The 18,782-nt window shown below is 31.6% G+C and carries 10 protein-coding genes; all 10 read right to left on the reverse strand.

Features of this window, described 5'->3' with window-relative positions; genetic code table 11:
- Positions 1-17: 17 nt before the first annotated feature.
- Complete coding sequence (locus ACRHOC_RS08275) at positions 18-923, reverse strand: hypothetical protein (protein ID WP_431158135.1); 906 nt, start codon at positions 921-923, stop codon at positions 18-20.
- 6 nt (positions 924-929) lie between these two features.
- A complete protein-coding gene (locus tag ACRHOC_RS08280; protein WP_431158136.1) occupies positions 930-3,224 on the reverse strand; it encodes a DUF3696 domain-containing protein in 2,295 nt (764 codons plus the stop codon).
- A gap of 114 nt (positions 3,225-3,338) precedes the next feature.
- Complete coding sequence (locus tag ACRHOC_RS08285; protein WP_431158137.1) at positions 3,339-4,688, reverse strand: ATP-dependent DNA helicase; 1,350 nt, start codon at positions 4,686-4,688, stop codon at positions 3,339-3,341.
- Positions 4,689-4,761: 73 nt separating this feature from the next.
- Complete coding sequence (locus ACRHOC_RS08290) at positions 4,762-6,597, reverse strand: hypothetical protein (protein ID WP_431158138.1); 1,836 nt, start codon at positions 6,595-6,597, stop codon at positions 4,762-4,764.
- The gene (locus ACRHOC_RS08295) at positions 6,594-7,334 is read right to left on the reverse strand and encodes a hypothetical protein (RefSeq protein ID WP_431158139.1); all 741 of its coding nucleotides are present in this window, start codon (positions 7,332-7,334) and stop codon (positions 6,594-6,596) included. The genes ACRHOC_RS08290 and ACRHOC_RS08295 overlap by 4 nt, the downstream gene beginning before the upstream one ends.
- A gap of 5 nt (positions 7,335-7,339) precedes the next feature.
- Positions 7,340-9,655, reverse strand: a complete 2,316-nt coding sequence (locus ACRHOC_RS08300) for a reverse transcriptase family protein (protein WP_431158140.1) — start codon at positions 9,653-9,655, stop codon at positions 7,340-7,342.
- Between the two features lie 298 nt (positions 9,656-9,953).
- Complete coding sequence (locus ACRHOC_RS08305; RefSeq protein WP_431158141.1) at positions 9,954-13,007, reverse strand: type I restriction endonuclease subunit R; 3,054 nt, start codon at positions 13,005-13,007, stop codon at positions 9,954-9,956.
- On the reverse strand, positions 13,000-14,865 hold the full coding sequence (locus ACRHOC_RS08310; protein WP_431158142.1) for a DUF262 domain-containing protein: 1,866 nt from the start codon (positions 14,863-14,865) through the stop codon (positions 13,000-13,002). Before ACRHOC_RS08310 ends, ACRHOC_RS08305 begins: the two co-directional genes overlap by 8 nt.
- Positions 14,866-14,983: 118 nt before the next feature.
- On the reverse strand, positions 14,984-18,184 hold the full coding sequence (locus tag ACRHOC_RS08315) for a sacsin N-terminal ATP-binding-like domain-containing protein (protein WP_431158143.1): 3,201 nt from the start codon (positions 18,182-18,184) through the stop codon (positions 14,984-14,986).
- 13 nt (positions 18,185-18,197) lie between these two features.
- Positions 18,198-18,782: a hypothetical protein gene (locus ACRHOC_RS08320; RefSeq protein ID WP_431158144.1), complete on the reverse strand. Its 585-nt coding sequence runs from the start codon at positions 18,780-18,782 to the stop codon at positions 18,198-18,200.

The following is an 18,782-nucleotide window of genomic DNA, read 5'->3' on the forward strand; positions in this document are numbered from 1 at the left end:
TAAACTTAAATTACTTGCTAATCTATTATTCTAGCACTCTTTTTTGCATTATTCAGATGCCTTAAATGATTGTTCATTCTGTTGTAACTAAACTTATCAAATATAGAATCTACAGTGATTTTTGAATTTGAAGTTTTTCGTGTATCAAAATTGAAACCTACTGGACATTCTATCATAAAAAAGTTGGAGTAAACAATGCGATCGTGAAAGTTTAAATCTCGGTACTGATATAAATGAACTAACCGTGCATTTAACTTGTAATCATCATCAAATTGGCTACAAAATTTGTCAAAAATAGTATTAATAGAAGAAGCTAGCGTTCTATCGTTTAAAAAATCAGTGCATACTTCAACTTCAGCCTCAATATTTTTAGCTAAAATAGATTTAACCAAGGGTACATAATTTCTGTTTATTGCATTTTTTTTGAGAATATAATTATCGTTTAGCAGTAAATAATTTTTTGGAATGTCTTTAAGCTTTCCAAAGATATTCCATCCCTGAAATCTTTTACTAAGATCAATTTTAATTGAATTACACACATTGATAATGTCCGAAATCTTTTGATTATAGTTACTGTATGTGAAACATAAAACACCTTTTTTTTGAGCCTCTGAATGCCACGGTTCATTATCAAGCGTAAAAACAATAACCTGTTCGAAATTCGAAATATCTTCATATAATTCTTTAAGTGGTTTGTTTAAAGATACTAAGCCCGAAAACTGGCTTATTCTCCTTGCAACGATTTCATTAGTGTCTTCTAGCGTTTTTAACTTCTGTAGACTACAGTCAATATACATTTTGAGATTACCATATTCTGTCAGTACTGACACAACTACCTCGAGAGCAGGAGTTCTAACACCAGTCATTTTCTGAAAGTCGTCGTTAATTTTTTCTATAAAATCTGATTCAATAAAAACCTGCATAACCCACTAATTATACTGACTTCTGTTTAGTCTCACAAGATCAAACTTCAGTGTTGTTGCCTCATCGAAAAACCCCTTGCCAAATGAATCGGTAAGGCTACCATTTTCCGTTATTTCTATTTTAATCACTTTAGGGTTCTTTTCATCCACATATTTTTCCTCATTAAAATAATATATGACTGAATCTTCTGGACTAATGTACTTTTTACTATCGGCTTCAAAATAGTATTTAGCTGTCAAATACTGCAATCTTCGGATCAAATATTCACTATGTGTCTCCGCAATTATCTGAACATTAAATCTGTTGATGGCCTCGACAAACATATCTGCGAGTTTACTCTGAAGAGCAGGATGTAAATTAGCTTCTGGTTCTTCTATAACCACGGTCCGACTTTTAAACGGTTCTTCATCATCAGGCAAAACTTCATACACATGATTATAGGCAATTTTTCCTATACCAAAAATCACCGGAAGTAATTGATTAGTACCAAGTCCGTAATCTGCCAGAGATGTTCTGGTCCCATCCTTTAAAAGATGCGCCTTAAAATTCCCCGTATCCCTATCTGATGTTAGAACAAGTTCATCTGCAATACCAAATTCCTTTATCCATTTATTTATGAACTTATGACTGATTTTCCTACTGTGAGAATCGAGAGATTCAATCTGTTTCAGCAATGTTGAAAAATCTGTTTTATCACCAAAACTGAAAGATCGTTTGACAGAAAACCTATTAGAAGAAATATATAAACAAGAAACACCTATTTTAAAATTGACCAGTTTATCTAAAATATCACTAAAAATAGTAGCATATGCATTCTCTTTAATTAGAGGTTTTTCATCATTAAAAAAATTATATCTTTTCTTTTTGTAAGTGTCTATTGCCTCGAGTCTCATAGTATTATCCAAACCTTCTAAATCAGGAAATCGAGTTATTTTAGGATTTATATGATTAAATACTAAATCACTAATTTTAGAAAATAGAATATCGAAGAATCCATCGTTTTTAAGTTTCAAAACTTCTTCATTATCATTTAATATCTCATCCCGCGCCGTCAAAGTTCTAAATTCATTATTTAGTAACGAATCCCCATTAGAGTAATGAACCATAATTGATATTAAACCAAAATATGACAAGCTACCTAAATAATCTTCATAAAGATTTGCTGGAAACCAGCCATCAACTAATTCACTATCATGGCTTTGTTTTAAATTCCAATTAATGTTTGACAATAAAATAACTAAATCATCACTTAACTTTCTATTGGCAGTCTTGAAGTCAGTTTCATAATAAGAACAAATGATTTGCTCAAATTTCTTATTGATATCATCATTATCTCTCCACAAAAAAGAAAAATCAAATATTCCAAATTTTGTAGTGTCAGTATATAAGGAATTTATTTCCTTTACAGATAACAAGCTAGGTTTTACAGGTATGGAAATTGGCTTTTCATTTACAATCTTATCTACATTATTCCTTTCCGAAAAGAAAACACCAATTTGATTTAAAGGTGTATTTTCCTCTTTATCTTTTAATTTTTGCCTTTCAATGTTATAATCTATAATAGAGGTTTTTGATTTAATATGCCTCTCAACTCTATCGTTAATTGTTTCCTCTGTATCATTCACTCCGAATCCCATAAATAATTTAAATTGAGGATCTTTATAGTGACAATAACGTACGCTAATCTTGACTAAAAATTGCTGACTTAATTCATGCGCCAAGTCATAAAGTTCTTCAACATCAGCCTTATCTTTTTTAACGCGGCCCACAAGTTGGTCAAGTTCTTTTAATCGATTTTTTAATCTAATAGTATTCTCACATTTCTCGTAAAATCGATTTAAAAAATATCCATAGTTGATTCTAAAATTATACTCATATCGAGTTTTATTAGCACCAGGTGTAATCCAAAATATTTCTTTATTACTAAGCTTATCATAAATATAAATTTCTTTTACAACCCCAAAACTTTCAATGCCTTCCTGAACTTCAATTATCACCTTATATATTAAAAAACCGTTCTGCATACTGAATGCAAAAGACTTACCTGAATCAAGTTTTGAGCTACTATGAATAAAATTATCGAGGCTTCCATGTTTATTTTGATTAGTTCTAACGCGTATCTTAGCATTAAGTAAAGCTTGCAGGTCTCGGTTTACAATGTTATCCTGAATTAATTGCATTGTACTAATTACAGAACTTTTACCACTATTATTCGTTCCCGTGAATAGAGTTAGATTATTAAAGTCTAACCATTGTTCTTGTTTAAAAACTTTTATATTTTCTAATCCTATACCCTTCATATAAACAAATATCTTAGTATAAATATGTTTGCCGTGAGGTTATAAAAATAATCATCAATTTTTATTTATACTAATAACCCACAGATTAAAACAGACTATTTATAATTGCTTTGATTAGTAAAATCTAACTTCTTTTTTAGCTCTTGTTAGAGCGGTATACTGGTATCTTAGCGAAGGCATATAGAAAGAGTTAATCAGCACATTATCCCATTCACCTCCTTGGGCTTTGTTACAGGTAATGGAATAGCCATAAGTCGCTCTTATAGCTCCTACATATCTGTCATCCCATGGTTTCATGCTTTCTCTAAAAACCTTATTTTTTTTAAAGCGTTCATGTCGCAACATATTTTCTTGTTTGATATGTATTCCTTGAGGGTTTGTTATGGAATCGATTAAGATGTAGTCTCGAATGATTTCGTCTTCACCTTTAAGATTTTTTGACAATAACTTTATAGGTGCAAATCGTAATCCTGCAACAGTCTCAATATCATTTATGTCAATTTCTTTTACCACTACGTGATCTCCACTGTACAATTGTGAGCCATTTCGCTTCCAAGTTTGAGTAATTAATAGTAAATCATCTTTCTCTAGTAGTTTTGCACCATATCCAAATATTTTACTTCTCACTTTACTATTGAACATCGTATTCATTTTATGTGTTGCGCCTATTGAAACTATCGAATCTTGACCATTGGCTAAATAATCTATAACATAATCGCGAGACGCATCTTCAATGGATTGCTTCCTGATACCATACAATCCAACTGACTTTTGTTGCTTGTCTATCCCTTCTCGGATTACATTAGCGTTTTTGAGCACATAGCTACCATCATCTTGTCGTTTTACCTCTGTTAGCAATTTCGCATTACCTTCTAGAGAAAAAGTATTGATTAAATAATCTTTTGAAAGGGCTAATGAATGCTTTTCATTCACGGGTGGTAATTGATTATTATCACCTAGAAAAACAATTTTATTTTTCTCATTGCCACTTTTTACAAAATTTATTAAATCTGAAAGTAGGGAATTCTTTGATTTAAATAAATTGTTAGTGTCATTTTGGACCTTTGAAGCAATCATCGAGGCCTCATCTATTATAAAAATATTGAAGTCTTTGACCTCATTCTCCTTTAATTGAAATATGACCTCTCCAGAATCAGCATTAGATTTTACATTGTAAATTAAAGAGTGAATAGTACTATTAACCGTTTTAGACTTTCTGCCTAATATTCTCGCAGCTCTTCCTGTAGGCGCGGCAATGTTATAGGCAATAGATTTGGTATTTAAATATCCAATCAATGCCGTTGTTATTGAAGTTTTACCCGTACCTGCAGCACCGCATAAAATGAAAAAATCATCCTCATTTGAAGTTTTTATAAACTCAGACATTGCCAATAAAGCTTCCTTTTGCTCTGGTGTTGGACAATCAAATTGTAAATGGTCTAAAATTGAAATTGGATTTTTCATAGTCTTGCTCTTATTAATCGACAAGACAAAGTAAAAGTTAGTTTATGCAGTATATCTGCATAATAATAAAATTCTACACATGATCTAAGAATGCACTCTCAAATATATCAAAGAAAAATAGTATGTCTGTAGAATCAATTTTATGATCAGATCTAATATTACCAGTATTATGAGCAGCAACGTTACTTCTGTAATATCTCAGTGCCATAATTTTCTCTATGATTCGTTTACTAATATTATCCCTATAATGAAGTACAGAAATTATTTCGACTAATGTTGTGGCATCAATACCTGATTGAAATTTTGATTTAAGCTCCATATTATCGAATAATTCAATTGAAACAGGTGTTTTCCTTGCTTTATCTTTTTGAAACTCTAAGTTCCCCAATATCAATTCAAAATGAGTTGATATTTTATTTGTGACTTTATCAACATAAAAGATCTGTTTTTTAGTTTTATCTCTTAACCATACAGAGCCCGAATTTAAAGTAGTACCGCTTTTCTGAAAATCTCCAACACATCCACAATATATTTCTAATATTTGAAAACACAATAACAAACTTTGATTTAGAATGGCCTCTTCATTACTAATTATTAAAAGATTGAATATTTGATCTAATAAACCATTCTTAGAAAAAACTTTTTGATTGAATTCTTCTTTAGAATCATCGGTTTTAAAAATGTGATTGGCTTTTATGTTCTTAACCCTCCTGAATAGTTTAGCTAAATATGACTTACTTGTTGCTAAAGAGAGTTCTTTACAAAAAAGGTTTATACTTAATTTAGTTTCTGCTCTAGTATTAAAATTTTCTGGAGACTCTTTTATACAATAGGATGTCACACCATCTTTTAGAACATTTTGATAATTCCAAACTTTATTTGAAGCCGTATGCACTATGATTTGACAACCAGGATTTTTTGCTTTAATATATTTTATAATATTAACGCCTGATAACTGATCAAAATCCTTTTCAAAAAAATCTTCATCATGTAGCCTTATATCTACAATAAAAATATCAACCGGATCTTCTCCTTCCATATTCTTATCACACCATGATTTTAGGCGATCAACTAATTCTTCCTTTGTTTCTTCCTTATTAAAAGTATCAAATGCTAGTAGATATGCTCCAGATAGCTCAAACAGATAATCATAATATTCAAACCAGCCTTTTTTTAATTCATCTTCGATAACTCCGATCGTTTGATTTTTGACATCATCAATTACAGGAGTATATAGATGTTTTCTACCAAACTTTTGCCTGTGTGTTTGGGATTCAGTGTACTTAAAGTGCAAAGTCTTTATATAGTCAAGCCCTTCTATTTTCTTCTGAAGAGAATTGTATTTTTCGTGTTGAGTATCTCGCTTTAACATGCCAAAATACCGCACCAAAGCCCATTCATTGGCAATAGAATGATGTGAATCATAATTCGAAGGCGGAGAAATCCGAATTGCATCTACAAAATCAGAATGATTATCTAATGGTTTGATCCTATTCTTTTCAAAATTCTCTTTAGACTTAATATAATCGTCATATGATTCTCTAATTAAATAAACACCTTTTGTGAAAAGTACTGAAGGTTCTTCCGACGTTAAGCCAAGAAACTGCATTGATTCATCAGCAATTAATACAATTGGAAGTTTACAGCTATCACCTAAAGATTTTGTCAATCTGATATGGTATATTAATCTTAAGCCAAGGTATTCTAAATAATTAGATGATAGTGAAAGTTTTATATAAACGACATCTGTATATTTTAACCGTTCTCCTAAGTCATCATTTAGAATATCATCAATATATTCATCGGCGCTTTTGTCGTAGGCGATATCAAATAAGTACTGATTCTTAACAGGAAACAACGCTTCAGTGTTAAAGGAAGTGTTATTACTGTGAATTAATAATTTTTTCATATACTGTTAAAAATTAAATTGTCAACAGATTTCTTTAGGATTTTTATTTTTTCTATTTTTATCCTATCCCCATCTATACTTTCATTAGGATCTTCTAAAAAAACAAACCCATCTATACTTTGATATGGATTATTTAAAAAAACAAGGCTTTCATTTTCAGAAATCAAATCTTTAATTAAAAGTTTACTTAATTTTAAATCTCTTACCATAGATAGCTCATCTACCAATTTCTTGTTCTCGAACCCGTCTATACTCTTTTCAACAAGTACTCTTCGGTTCATATGTACCGAAATAAGGTTTCTTAAATTTAGAAGTAATGATAACTTCCATTTTGCACCAAATTGTAGAATTAACAAATTAGGCATTCCTAAATCCTCTAATGCCTCACAAAATAAATTAAAATTGCCTGAATAAAAGTCTTTAGAATTTAAGTTTAGAAAAGGGAATGGATTATCCTTTAATACACTAGCGCTAATACCTCCTGAAAAAAATATTAAAGGCTTATCTTTTGTCATACAGTAATCCTTTAAAGACTCCCTAATCTTATCAGGAAGCGCTGTTCTATGGGCTGCAATACAGGCATAATTATCCAGGATTGTTGTATCATTATTTTTTAAAGAATTTATAAGGACTTCAAACTTGTTTCCAGTATATATATCTACTTGTGGTATGTTTACTATACTGGAATTATATTTTTCCATTCTACTTATCCTATCTTCAATTAACATGAATTTCATCCTTCCTACTTATAAAATGTTAATATATATTTAAACCCATCAGCCGAATCTATTTTTTCATGTGCTGATATCTCAGAATCCGATACTAAAAAATTTATTCTATGTGGTCCTTCTTTAAATGTGGATTCAATACTCCAATCGCACAAATTATTTAGTTCAGTTGCTATACTTCCAAAATCTCCAGCATCAATATTTAGCTTATTATCTTTTATAGATTTAAACTGATTTGAGGATCCTATGTGTGATATTTCAAGAACATAAGCATCATCTAAACTCCTTACCTGATAAGAAATATTTGGATGCTGTTTTTTTTTTAAGATGCATTTAAAAATCAGTTCTAGAGCATTGTCTAAAGCTTGTACGTCTGTGTAAAATGTTTTATCTTCTAAAGTATCCAACAATTCACGATTGTGAATTTCAAAATTTTCTTGCGCAAGGTGTTTTTTGTGCTTTGATAATATCAACTTTAATAATGCAGAATTTTCATCTCGAATCTCAATTTGGTTTTTAAAGAAATCTATTACCTGTTTGAACTTTTGAATGGTTACTCCTTTTTTTAAACTCCAATATTTCTCAGGTAGCATATAATCCTCTGGATTTAAAGATAAATCTGCATTACATGCTTTAATAAGTTCTGAAGAACTCCAACCAAACTCAATCCTTTCATCCCGTTGAACTGCTCCCCATCCTTCTTTATGAACATCAGGATTAAAAACAAAATTATATATCAATGCATTTAACGTTTTACTTAGGCTATTCAAATCCTTGGAGAAACCGGCATATTCTTCTCTGGCAATTTTTATAAACTCATTAATATCCTTGAATTTTTCTAAATCTCTACCTGCATCCCAACTATGAGTGGTATATTTTAACGCGCTCTCATTTTTTGAGAACTTTTTTAAGAGTGCAACTAATTTTTTTGGATTATGCAGTTTTGGCAATTCGTTATTTGACTTAGTATTCGGTTTTTCTGGAAGCTTAATCTTAATTCTCAATTTTCTTTCTAAACGACTTAATTCACCTTTCAACATTAAATCTGCAATGATATTATCAAAATCACCTTCATCTTTTTCAGGCTTGTTCTCAAAGTAGTTTTTAAGCTCTAAATATCGTTTCTCATCTCTCTTCCTCTCTTCTATTTTTTGCTTGATTTTTAATTCTTTTGCAAGTTTTACATATCGATTTTTCAACTTCACATAAGTATTATCTTCAACTCCTTTCACCATTTTGAGGAAATTCAACTTGCCATATAGCACGTTTTTAAAACTAACGTTTTCTTTTACTGCATTATGTCCATTATCCTTTTGATAATCCTTTGAGAATATCTCAGAAGCTTTTTCGTAACCATATTCTTCCCAGTAATAAAGCCACATTCTTAGCTGTTTTATATAGCGTTTGTTAACGTTTAATTTGTCATTAACAACTAGACCCGTAACTTCTTTTTTCATCCCGTTAACCTGTAATCTAGTTTTAGCTACATTAAAACAAAAACCCTGATCTTTAATGATTCTATCTAGCTCATGTAGAAATTTGCTATCTTTCTGATAAACGTTGTGCAAAGAACTAAAGGTAATATCATCCGCATATCGACTATATTTTAAACCAAAACGCTTTGCAATACCTGTGAGAAGATAATCCAGTCGCTGACATACCACATTTGTTAATATTGGTGATGTTGGCGCTCCTTGCGGTAAGACATCCTTCACCACTTTGACTAATTGTCCTTTTTCGTTAAATCTCTCGACCTCCAAGTCAACACACGATATATTTGCAATAATATTGGCAATTTTAAGCCTATCACCATTGTTATATTCTGAATTTAAATGAAACGGAGATAATTGAAGGCACTTCCATACCCTTGCTTGATCAATGCTAGAAAAGAAATTTTTTATATCAATATTATATATATAGTAATTCCCTAAGTGCACCCTAGCGTTATCAACAATAGATCTATCCCTAATAAAGCCATATGAAGAATGAGTTGGGTTGAAAACACATTGCAGAATTACTGAAAATATTCTTTGTTTCTTCTTTAGTGTTTTATTTGGTGCATGAATTATCCGCTTACCTCCCGACTTTTTATTTATGCTAAAAGTGTGATATGTATTTGTTTTAAAAACTCCTTCAGTATCCTTTATTCGTTTTTTTCGAATGTAATTTGGGACTGAATAGTACGCTATTTGTCTGAGCTTAAAGGATCTGGAATCGGAGCCATATAACAACTTATTTACAAAATTTATTAAATCAAGAAAATCATGGATCGTCTGCATTTCCATAAAATCAGACTTAATTTTTTCTATATGTGGTTTCTGTAACTTCATTTTTATACATTCAATGAAAGCCTACCTATATTCCTTGTTTAATAAACGCAGTGCAATTCACAAGAAACTTCATGCCCTAGTATAAATAAAAACAAAACATTCATCCCGTAAATACGGGACACTAACCGATCTGACTTCAAATTGCAACTACTTGTATTTGTATTTCTTCATTGCAGAAATCCAGTTAGCAAAGTCAATATTTTAGGTAGGCCTTTCAAAGAACTTTACAAATATCTTTTACTTTTATGCATTTTATATGCATAAAGTATAACAATTGAATGTTGTGACAATATCGTTATTATTTATTAGACAAATTAGGATTATCAATCATTCTTTTCATCGTATCAAAAAAGGCCTGATAGAACGAATCATCTTTAGCGTAAAGCTTGTATAAATCTAATTCTTTTTTGCGCTGCTCACGCATTACGTCATCAAGTATCTTTTTAAATGCAATATCACGATTTTGCGTATCCTTATTATCTGCAACTTTGGTCTGATAATCAGGATGTGCTTTGATATGCTTACTCAATGACAAAAACTTCACGCGTTGGTCTTCTGGTGTAGCATCCCATCCATGAAACCACCTTTCATTAAAAACTTTTATAATTTCATCTAAAGGGTCTTTTTCTTCTTCTGCTCCATGTGCACCTCGTGGATTAGGGTTTTGTGGGGCTAATTCAGTTTCAGAGTCATCTAAACCAATACTGTGATTAAGTTTTGTACGTTCCAGACCGTAAGTTGATAAATCAACTGACTCTAATAAATCATCAATTAATTCGTCTTCTTTTGTCTTGACTATTAATTTAGGAATCAAGAACTTTAAGAACCAAAACAGTTTCTCCCAATCTAAAACTTCATATGGCATAATCGATGCCATTTGACCATAAATCTTAACGAATTGTTTGGCTTTAATCTTAAAATCAGCCTTTTCGTCATCTTCAAGTTCTAACTCTTGATTAAATCTATTGGCTGCAATATCTATAATCGGGCTTAGTTGTTGGGCATCAACACCTTCAAAATATTTTTCTACAAAAGACTCTACTTCAGACCATTCATAAACACCAACATCATCTAAAGTACCTTTCAATTCATGAAGCACATTAATATCGGTAGCACTGCTCAAGGAAGTTGATGTATAGAATGGGTCGAAAGATGCTTTAATGTCTTCAACTTGGTTGAAGAAATCCAATATGAATAGATCTTCAGTTTTCTTAGCCAAATTATTCGCAGAACGATTTAATCTGCTCAACGCCTGAACGGCCAAAACACCTTGTAGTTTCTTATCGATATACATCGTACAAAGTTTAGGCTGATCAAATCCTGTGAGATATTTATTAGCCACAACTAAAATGCGGTACTCATCACTATCGAATTTATCACCCGTATCTTTTTCAGCAAAGCCATTCATTTCAGCTTCGGTGTATTCAACACCATCGACTGTTTTCTTTCCAGAGAAGGCAATAGCGATCTTGAATGGATTTCCCTTATCGCTCAATATACGTTTCATTGCCAAATAGTATCGGATGGCAGAGACAATATTCTGCGTAACTACCATTCCCTTAGCTTTTCCTTTTAACTTTTTGGTATTATACACCTTAGAAACAAAATGGTCTAGCATTATTTCAGCCTTTGTAGCAATTGTACGTTTATCGCGCTCAACAAAAGCTCTGAGCTTCTTTTGTGCTTTCTTAGTGTCAAACAGCGGATTCTCCTCAATAGATTTTTCTATTTCGTAATAACTTTTATACGTTGTGTAATTGGCCAAAACATCCAGAATAAAACCTTCCTCTATGGCCTGTTTCATGGAATACAAATGGAACGGTTTAAAAGAGCCATCTTCCTGCTTTGTCCCAAATCGTTCTAATGTAGCATTTTTAGGTGTTGCCGTAAAAGCCAGGTAAGACGCATTACCCTTCATTTTGCGCGCTTGCATTGCCTTTAATATTTTATCTTGCACATCTTCTTCATCTTCATCATTCTGTTCCATACCCATAGCTTGATTCATTTTTCCGGCTGCTGTTCCACTTTGTGAACTATGAGCCTCATCTATAACCACAGCGAAACGTTTATCGCTTAGATCTGCTATACCATCGACTATAAATGGAAATTTCTGAATAGTAGTTATGATTATCTTCTTTCCTTTTTCTAAACTATCTTTTAAATCCTTTGAAGAAAAAGCAGGTGCAACAATGTTTTTTACTTCTGAAAATTCCTTGATATTTTCACGAAGCTGCTTATCTAACAAACGTCTATCAGTGACAACTATTACAGAATCGAATAACGGATTGTCTGTACCTTTTGCACCAGGCAGTCCGTCATTCTCAGGATACGTCTCAATTAATTGGTAAGCCGCCCAAGTAATTGAATTTGATTTTCCAGAACCTGCAGAATGCTGAATTAAATAGGTATGTCCTACACCTTTACTGGAAGCATGGGCTAAAATTTTCCGCACCACATCCATTTGGTGATACCGTGGAAAAAACAGTGTCCGTTTACTTAAGGCATCTTTAGCTTTACCATCAAATCGCACAAAATGCTGTAAAATATTAGCCAAGCTTTCTCTTGTAAATACTTCTTCCCATAAATAACTTGATTTATGGCCGAAGGGATTAGGTGGATTGCCTTTACCGTTATTGTGTCCTTTGTTAAATGGTAAGAAAAAGGACTTGCTACCTGCCAATTTGGTACACATATAGACTTCATCCGTATCTACTGCCATATGAACAATACAACGCCCAAAATTTAATAATGGCTGCCTTATGTCTCTATTGTATTTGTATTGCTTAATGCCGTGAGATTTAGCATTTTGACCTGTCCATTGGTTTTTGAGTTCGAGAGATGCAATAGAGAGTCCATTAACAAATATTACCATGTCTATTTCCTCTCTAGTATTCTCTAAATTGTACCGAACTTGCCTTGTAACACTAAACTCGTTTTTCTCAAAATTGTCTTTTACGGTCTGGCTACTACTAGCCATTGGCAATTGATATAACAGAGTAAAATGAGCGTCTTCAACTTCAAGTCCCTTTCGCAGTAATCGTAATATGCCATATTTTTTTACTATACGATTATAGCGTTCTAGAATTTTAAGTTTCCAATCTGCCGACCGTTGTAGCTTTTCTAGTTCTTCCTTTTGTGTCGTCTCTAAAAAGTGCCAAAAGCGGGTTTCGTCAATGGCATATTTGGGATTGAAATCACTGGCTTCACCCATATAGTATCCATTACCAGAACGATATAATGTATTCGCTTCCTGCACTGTATTTCCATTCGATTTTAAATCCTCTAAGCAACTACCTGTTAAGGCTTTTTCTATAGCAGCCTCTAATTCTTGTTCGTTAGTTTTACTATGCATCTAAAATTTCATTATCATTGTTGTAATACTCTAAGGACCATATGGTTTCGCAGATGTGTTTTACTGTTTCTGCTCTATCCGCAATATCGGCCTTCTTAAATTCTTTATGGGCTTTAAATGGTATACCTTTTAATTTTTCAGAATTGAAGAAATTTGGGTTTTTCTCATAAAAAGCAGGATGAAGAGTCTGAGCAAAGGTATTTTCTTTAATGTAGTGCTTTAATTTCTCTTCATACTTATCGCTACTAAAGGATTGATTGGTTCCATTAGGCAGCAATATTAATGCACCTATTGAATTTCGCCAATGTCCAAAATCATTTTCCTGTTCAAATTCATCTTTATGTTCTACAAACTTATTTCCCCATATATGCTCTATTTCAAATTTCTTTCCTACAGGTTCATAATAGGATACATAATTTGTAGGCTTACCTACTTCTTGGTCTATAAAGCCAGTAATTCTACTCAACAAATGTTTTACAAATTTTCCGTTCTGTTGATGCATTGAAAAATTGAATATACCATCAAATTTTTCATCCAGTGAGTTGATTTCTTGTAACAATACATCCTTTAATTCTTCTAGTTCAGCATCTCGAATGGATTTAATAATATTAAAGAATGTATATTTTATAGAAGATGCACCAAATTTACGATAATTTATTGCTCGACGAACTGTGTAGGTCTCTATAAAGCGAGCGACAGCGTCTAATTTGTCGTAGACTACATCGTCCTTATCTGTGTGTTTTAAAGTAGCGAGTAGCATGGCATCTTGCAAAGATGGTGCAATACCCCAACGATTAATGTAATAAAGGTGTGGACATGCTATGTTAAATTCTGCCATATAATCCCAAATTTTCATATACCACTTGGCCATAAAAACGAATTGATTTTTAAAGAATTCGTAAAAATCATCAGACGTCCTTAATTCAAATAGGTCCTCATGATTATCCTTAAACCAGCTATGAAATCTTGTACCTACCAATTCAAAGTCCTGATTTTGTGCTCCTGCTTTAGTAGGCCTCATACTCACCGCATATTTTGCTCTAAACCAGCCTTGGAAAAAGGTTAAATCGGCATTGGCTTCATAACTATGTAACTCTGTAATAATGTTTTTCCAAATGAGATTAATTTCACTACGCTCTTTTTTATTTGATATGCGAGATAATACATAACCCTTTAGCATTTCCGTAGAGGTTAAATTCATTCCTCTATCGTTCATGGTTTCAAAAATAGTGTAGGCATTTTCATCTGAATATGCTGTTATCTTGACTATAACCACATTACCAATAAACCAATCAATAAAATAAGGTAAGGCTCTATCATCTATTGTTTCAGGAAACACAGAATCAATATCCATGTAGCGTTCATTGATATTAATTTCAGTTTCGTCAGTACTTTTTGAGCTATCAAATTCACCAGTATCATAAAGTGATTTAAGAACAGTTTGACGATCTTCATCTGTCATATTAAAGGATTTCTCCCCATAACGTTCTGAAAAAATTAAATTAGCAATTGATACCTGATTTGGTAAATCTTTTTGAAGATTATTTAGGTATATTAAAAACAAGGTAATAGATGTAATGCGCTGTTGCCCATCAATTATAGAATCTTTTCCGTCTTCCGCAACGCTAAAAACCACAGGACCTAAATAATAACTTTGATAATTAGCGACGTCCGATCGTTTGTCTGTTTTCTTATAAGACTTAAGAAATGTTGATGTTAAATCCTCAACCAACGCCACCATATGCTTTTTTTGCCAACGGTATTCGCGTTGAAAATAATCTATAAAGAACTTTTTGTCTTTTAAAAGTTCGCTTATTGTTTTATCTGATGCTTCTATTTTGTGTTCTGTTTTACTCATAATGATGTTATTGAATATTTAGTTGAGCCTTATGTTTAATCGGATAACTTAAATGCATAAAAATAATTTTACTAAAAATTTTTTGATAGCTACTTCTAATACTTGTTTTTTGGTTTTACTACACATTTGATTCAATTTCTTTATTAATTTTATTAAGAAGTGTTTCAAGAAATTCGTTGAATTCAGAACCATCTTTTATGACATCTTGTGGTATAATACCTCTATAATCAATTAAATGAATTAATTTCTCACTATTCTTTTCAGCATGTAAATTACTCTCAATTAAGGGCTGGATGTTTGTACCTATATCATTTATGAATTTTGTTAATGGAATGATTTCATCTACAGGCAAATTATATCGATTATTTATACCTGTGTATTTACTTATATCCACAGAACAAAGCGAATATCTTTCATTTTCTTCTACAGCTCTCTGAAGTTGCAGTTTGCTCATCGATACTGAGCTATCAGAATTCCACCTAGATTTCACCTCGATAAAATAAAATGGTTTATTATCTAAAAAGACCACTATATCTTGACCTCCTTGAATATCAGTCATTTCTATAGATTCATCGTTTTTGAATGTTACTCTATCTTGTAATTCTTTAGAAAGTTTTTCCCGGATTAATCTTTCTATATTCGTCCCAATCTCGTATTTATGCTGAAAGTCTGCTTGTCTGTATTTCTCTTGTAAAGCCAATAGTTCAGCTTTATTTAAAATTTCATCAAAGTTTTCATTTTTAACGAGCTCTCCTAATTTTTTTAGTTTATCCTCTTTTAGAGTTACTATTGAAAATATGTCATCCTTTGTTCTTTCATTAGTTACTACATCGAGCATTAATTTTGCCTTCTTATCATCTAGTCTAGGAAATAACTCCTTATATGTTTTTATATTAAGTTTAGAGATAATATCAAGGATTTCGTCTTTATACGGATGTTCATTTATATCTAGAATATCAGTTTCAAAAAATATATCCTCGATTTTAGTTGTTAAATACTTATTGTTTATAAAATCTTCTTCATCGATGAAATCATTAAATCCCTCGTAAACTAGTTTACTTCTAATTTCAACATCACCATTGACCTTGTTGTATAAATCCTTTATTTCATCTAAAATATTTATATCCCGTTTTAATTCATGAGCTTGTTTTAATTGAAAAATTTGATTAGGATAGATACATGAATCAGAATACACTTCCTTTAAACTGTCCTCATAACAATTAGCAACATTCAGTAATAATGAAATATTCTCCCTTACCCAATCTTGATTATGCTGAGACAAGAGATTAAAAAATATTTTAACCAAAATTTTTCTAGAACTTCTCACTTCCAGGTTTTCTTCACTCTTTAAAACATTAGGCAGATGAATTAAGTCTTCATTTAACCCATAATATTTACTTATTAAGCGCAGTAATTGAGCGGGTTTACTTTGAGACTCAATGGTGTTACTTAGTTTGCAATAGTTGATTAGTGCCTCAAAAAACTTAAAATCCAATTTCTCCTCCTCTAATTCTATAGGATTGTAAATTTCACTATCGAAAGTTTCGGGTAAGCAAACCAGTTTATCTGCTTCTAATTCATCCAGTTTATTTTTGACACTTGTAGAATAATCCTTTCTATTAAACTCCTCTAAATTAAATTGAAATTGAAAATCGCTTAGTATTAATTTATCTATTGTTTCTGGAATTAGAACATTAGCAAGTTCAATTAATTTTGGTGTAATAGAGGAAGGTAATAGTAGTATATTAAGATAACAAAACTCCCCTTTTAGGTTTGGCAACAATTTATAATCCGCGAAGACAGAAGCCTTATCCTGTGTTATTAAACTTTGATAGTAATTTATAAGATTAGACCTATCAAATTTGCTTAGATTTTCATTAGAAATTCCCTTTACTAAATCGTCATGAGTAATAAACTCTACCTCATCATCATCCCACGCTTTAGCATAACTGGACCATTGCTTACACTTTTCTTTTTTTGGAACATTTTTATAAAAAATGTTCACTAATTTATATACATCATCAAACACCTTTTTATCTAAAAACAACTCCTCATCCAAAAAGAGAACTTCCCTCACTTCTTTAAAGCCCTCACTTGTTTCTACAATTGGCAAGTTCTTCAATTCTTCATTCCAAACTTCTTGTAATCCTTCAAAATACTCATTAAGCAAAGCGTTTTCAGAATTTCTTTTAAAGTTTACATTGGCATATAACAGTGGATTATCAACTTTTAAAGTATTGCTTTTAAGAAATATAAAAACTAATGATGAAGCTGTTTCAAGAATATTTCTATTAGCTTCTTCTTGCTCTCTAACTTGGTCTTTATTACTATTTAAATGTACACCGCTTCTTGGTTCATTTGGCAAAAACTGATTGCAGTTAATGATAAAATTTAATCCGAAATCTTCTGAGCCTACTAAAGGATAATATAAAAAGAGACGTGCTATACGTTCTGGAAATTCAAACAACGTCAAGTCTTTATTGATTGGCAATATGACTTCAATTTCATTGGCTTCATCCACTAATGAGTACACATAAAGCTCTTCACCATTTTTATAAATTATGGTTTTAAACAAATTAATGTTAGCTTCATTTTCTATTGGTATTTTACTTTCAAAGAAAAAGGTTGTTTTAACGCCTTGTTCATTTATAATCTCAATCTGTTTTAATCTATTGTTAATCGTTAACACTAACGGCACATAATCTTCTAAATCATGACTGGATTCCTTTATGTACTGGTTTTCTTGAGGTGTGCTTGGAATGTATGTAAACGTTGTTTTAAATTCAGAAGGCTTTTGTATAATAGTCCCACCTTCAATAATCTCATAGACTTTCTTTTTTTGAAGACGTATGTTTTCGCTCAATTCTTTCCATTCTTTTGGGGTTCTGTCAATCTCAAAATCCTTTAATTCGAAAAATGCACCTTCTGCTTCCATTACAGAATTAATAACAAACCTTCTACCAAAGGTATGTGTCGTTAAAAATCCTGTACCATATTTGCCTACTTCTGGTATATCTGCATCCTCGCCGTATTTACCACTTACCTGTTTGATTAATGAGTTTAATGAATTAGTAGTAAAAGGCTTGCCGTTATGAGAAAATGAAAAATATTTATTACTATAATCAATGGTTACCTTACACTCTGTAGTTAAATCACATGCATTTTGAACCAACTCCCAAATAGCACGATTTGAGGAAAAATCATTAAAGTTTTCAAAGCCTCTAATCATTTTATCTGCATGCTGCTTTAAATCTGACAATTCAGATTCTCGTTTTGCTCGATCTAATATTTCTTGTCTATTTAATGGTATTGTGCTCATTTATTAAGCTAGATTAAATCCGTTCTTCTAAGTCCTTTAAAATATCTCTTCTGCCTATTATGGTATTATAGTTTTCAACCACATCATTTAGGGTTTCATAATCTTCTGTATTAATTAATGACTTGGCTGGATTGTTCTCATAAATGCCGAAAACGCCATTAAAATCCATTCCTTTTTTACATGGCACATATTGCGAAAAAAAGTGGTAATTTAACTCTTGTGCAACCAGATTCAGTTCCGAGTAATAATCAAATCTAAAATCTTCGTCTTTGCCTTTTAAAAATGGCTCAATAGCTTCTTCCATAAAACATTGGTACAAATCCATTGACCCCTTTATTATGAGTAAACGGAAAAGATAGTTTTCAGGAAATTTTAATAATGCTATCTCCGGGTTACACTGAATTGCCAATTGCATTAAGCCTGCCATTGCATCAGCTTTATAACTGGTGTAATTATTATACAAGTATTCTGCTAAATCCTTACTAACGGTTTCTAAAGCATTATTGTTTATATAATGGTTTAGTGTATTATTCAGCCCTGATTTATCTCCATATTGAAAAGACTTATTTAAGTCTTTGAAAAATTTAGTTTTATCCAT

The sequence above is a fragment of the Winogradskyella poriferorum genome (genome assembly GCF_050618035.1).
Taxonomy (GTDB): Bacteria; Bacteroidota; Bacteroidia; order Flavobacteriales; family Flavobacteriaceae; genus Winogradskyella; species Winogradskyella poriferorum_A.

What these genes read in the sequence shown, in the direction of transcription:
- ACRHOC_RS08295 (WP_431158139.1), bottom strand. Translation starts at nt 7,334, where the DNA reads ATGAAATTCATGTTAATTGAAGATAGGATAAGTAGAATGGAAAAATAT.
- ACRHOC_RS08305 (WP_431158141.1), bottom strand. Translation starts at nt 13,007, where the DNA reads ATGCATAGTAAAACTAACGAACAAGAATTAGAGGCTGCTATAGAAAAA.
- ACRHOC_RS08315 (WP_431158143.1), bottom strand. Translation starts at nt 18,184, where the DNA reads ATGAGCACAATACCATTAAATAGACAAGAAATATTAGATCGAGCAAAA.
- ACRHOC_RS08280 (WP_431158136.1), bottom strand. Translation starts at nt 3,224, where the DNA reads ATGAAGGGTATAGGATTAGAAAATATAAAAGTTTTTAAACAAGAACAA.
- ACRHOC_RS08275 (WP_431158135.1), bottom strand. Translation starts at nt 923, where the DNA reads ATGCAGGTTTTTATTGAATCAGATTTTATAGAAAAAATTAACGACGAC.
- ACRHOC_RS08290 (WP_431158138.1), bottom strand. Translation starts at nt 6,597, where the DNA reads ATGAAAAAATTATTAATTCACAGTAATAACACTTCCTTTAACACTGAA.
- ACRHOC_RS08320 (WP_431158144.1), bottom strand. Translation starts at nt 18,782, where the DNA reads ATGGATAAAACTAAATTTTTCAAAGACTTAAATAAGTCTTTTCAATAT.
- ACRHOC_RS08310 (WP_431158142.1), bottom strand. Translation starts at nt 14,865, where the DNA reads ATGAGTAAAACAGAACACAAAATAGAAGCATCAGATAAAACAATAAGC.
- ACRHOC_RS08285 (WP_431158137.1), bottom strand. Translation starts at nt 4,688, where the DNA reads ATGAAAAATCCAATTTCAATTTTAGACCATTTACAATTTGATTGTCCA.
- ACRHOC_RS08300 (WP_431158140.1), bottom strand. Translation starts at nt 9,655, where the DNA reads ATGAAGTTACAGAAACCACATATAGAAAAAATTAAGTCTGATTTTATG.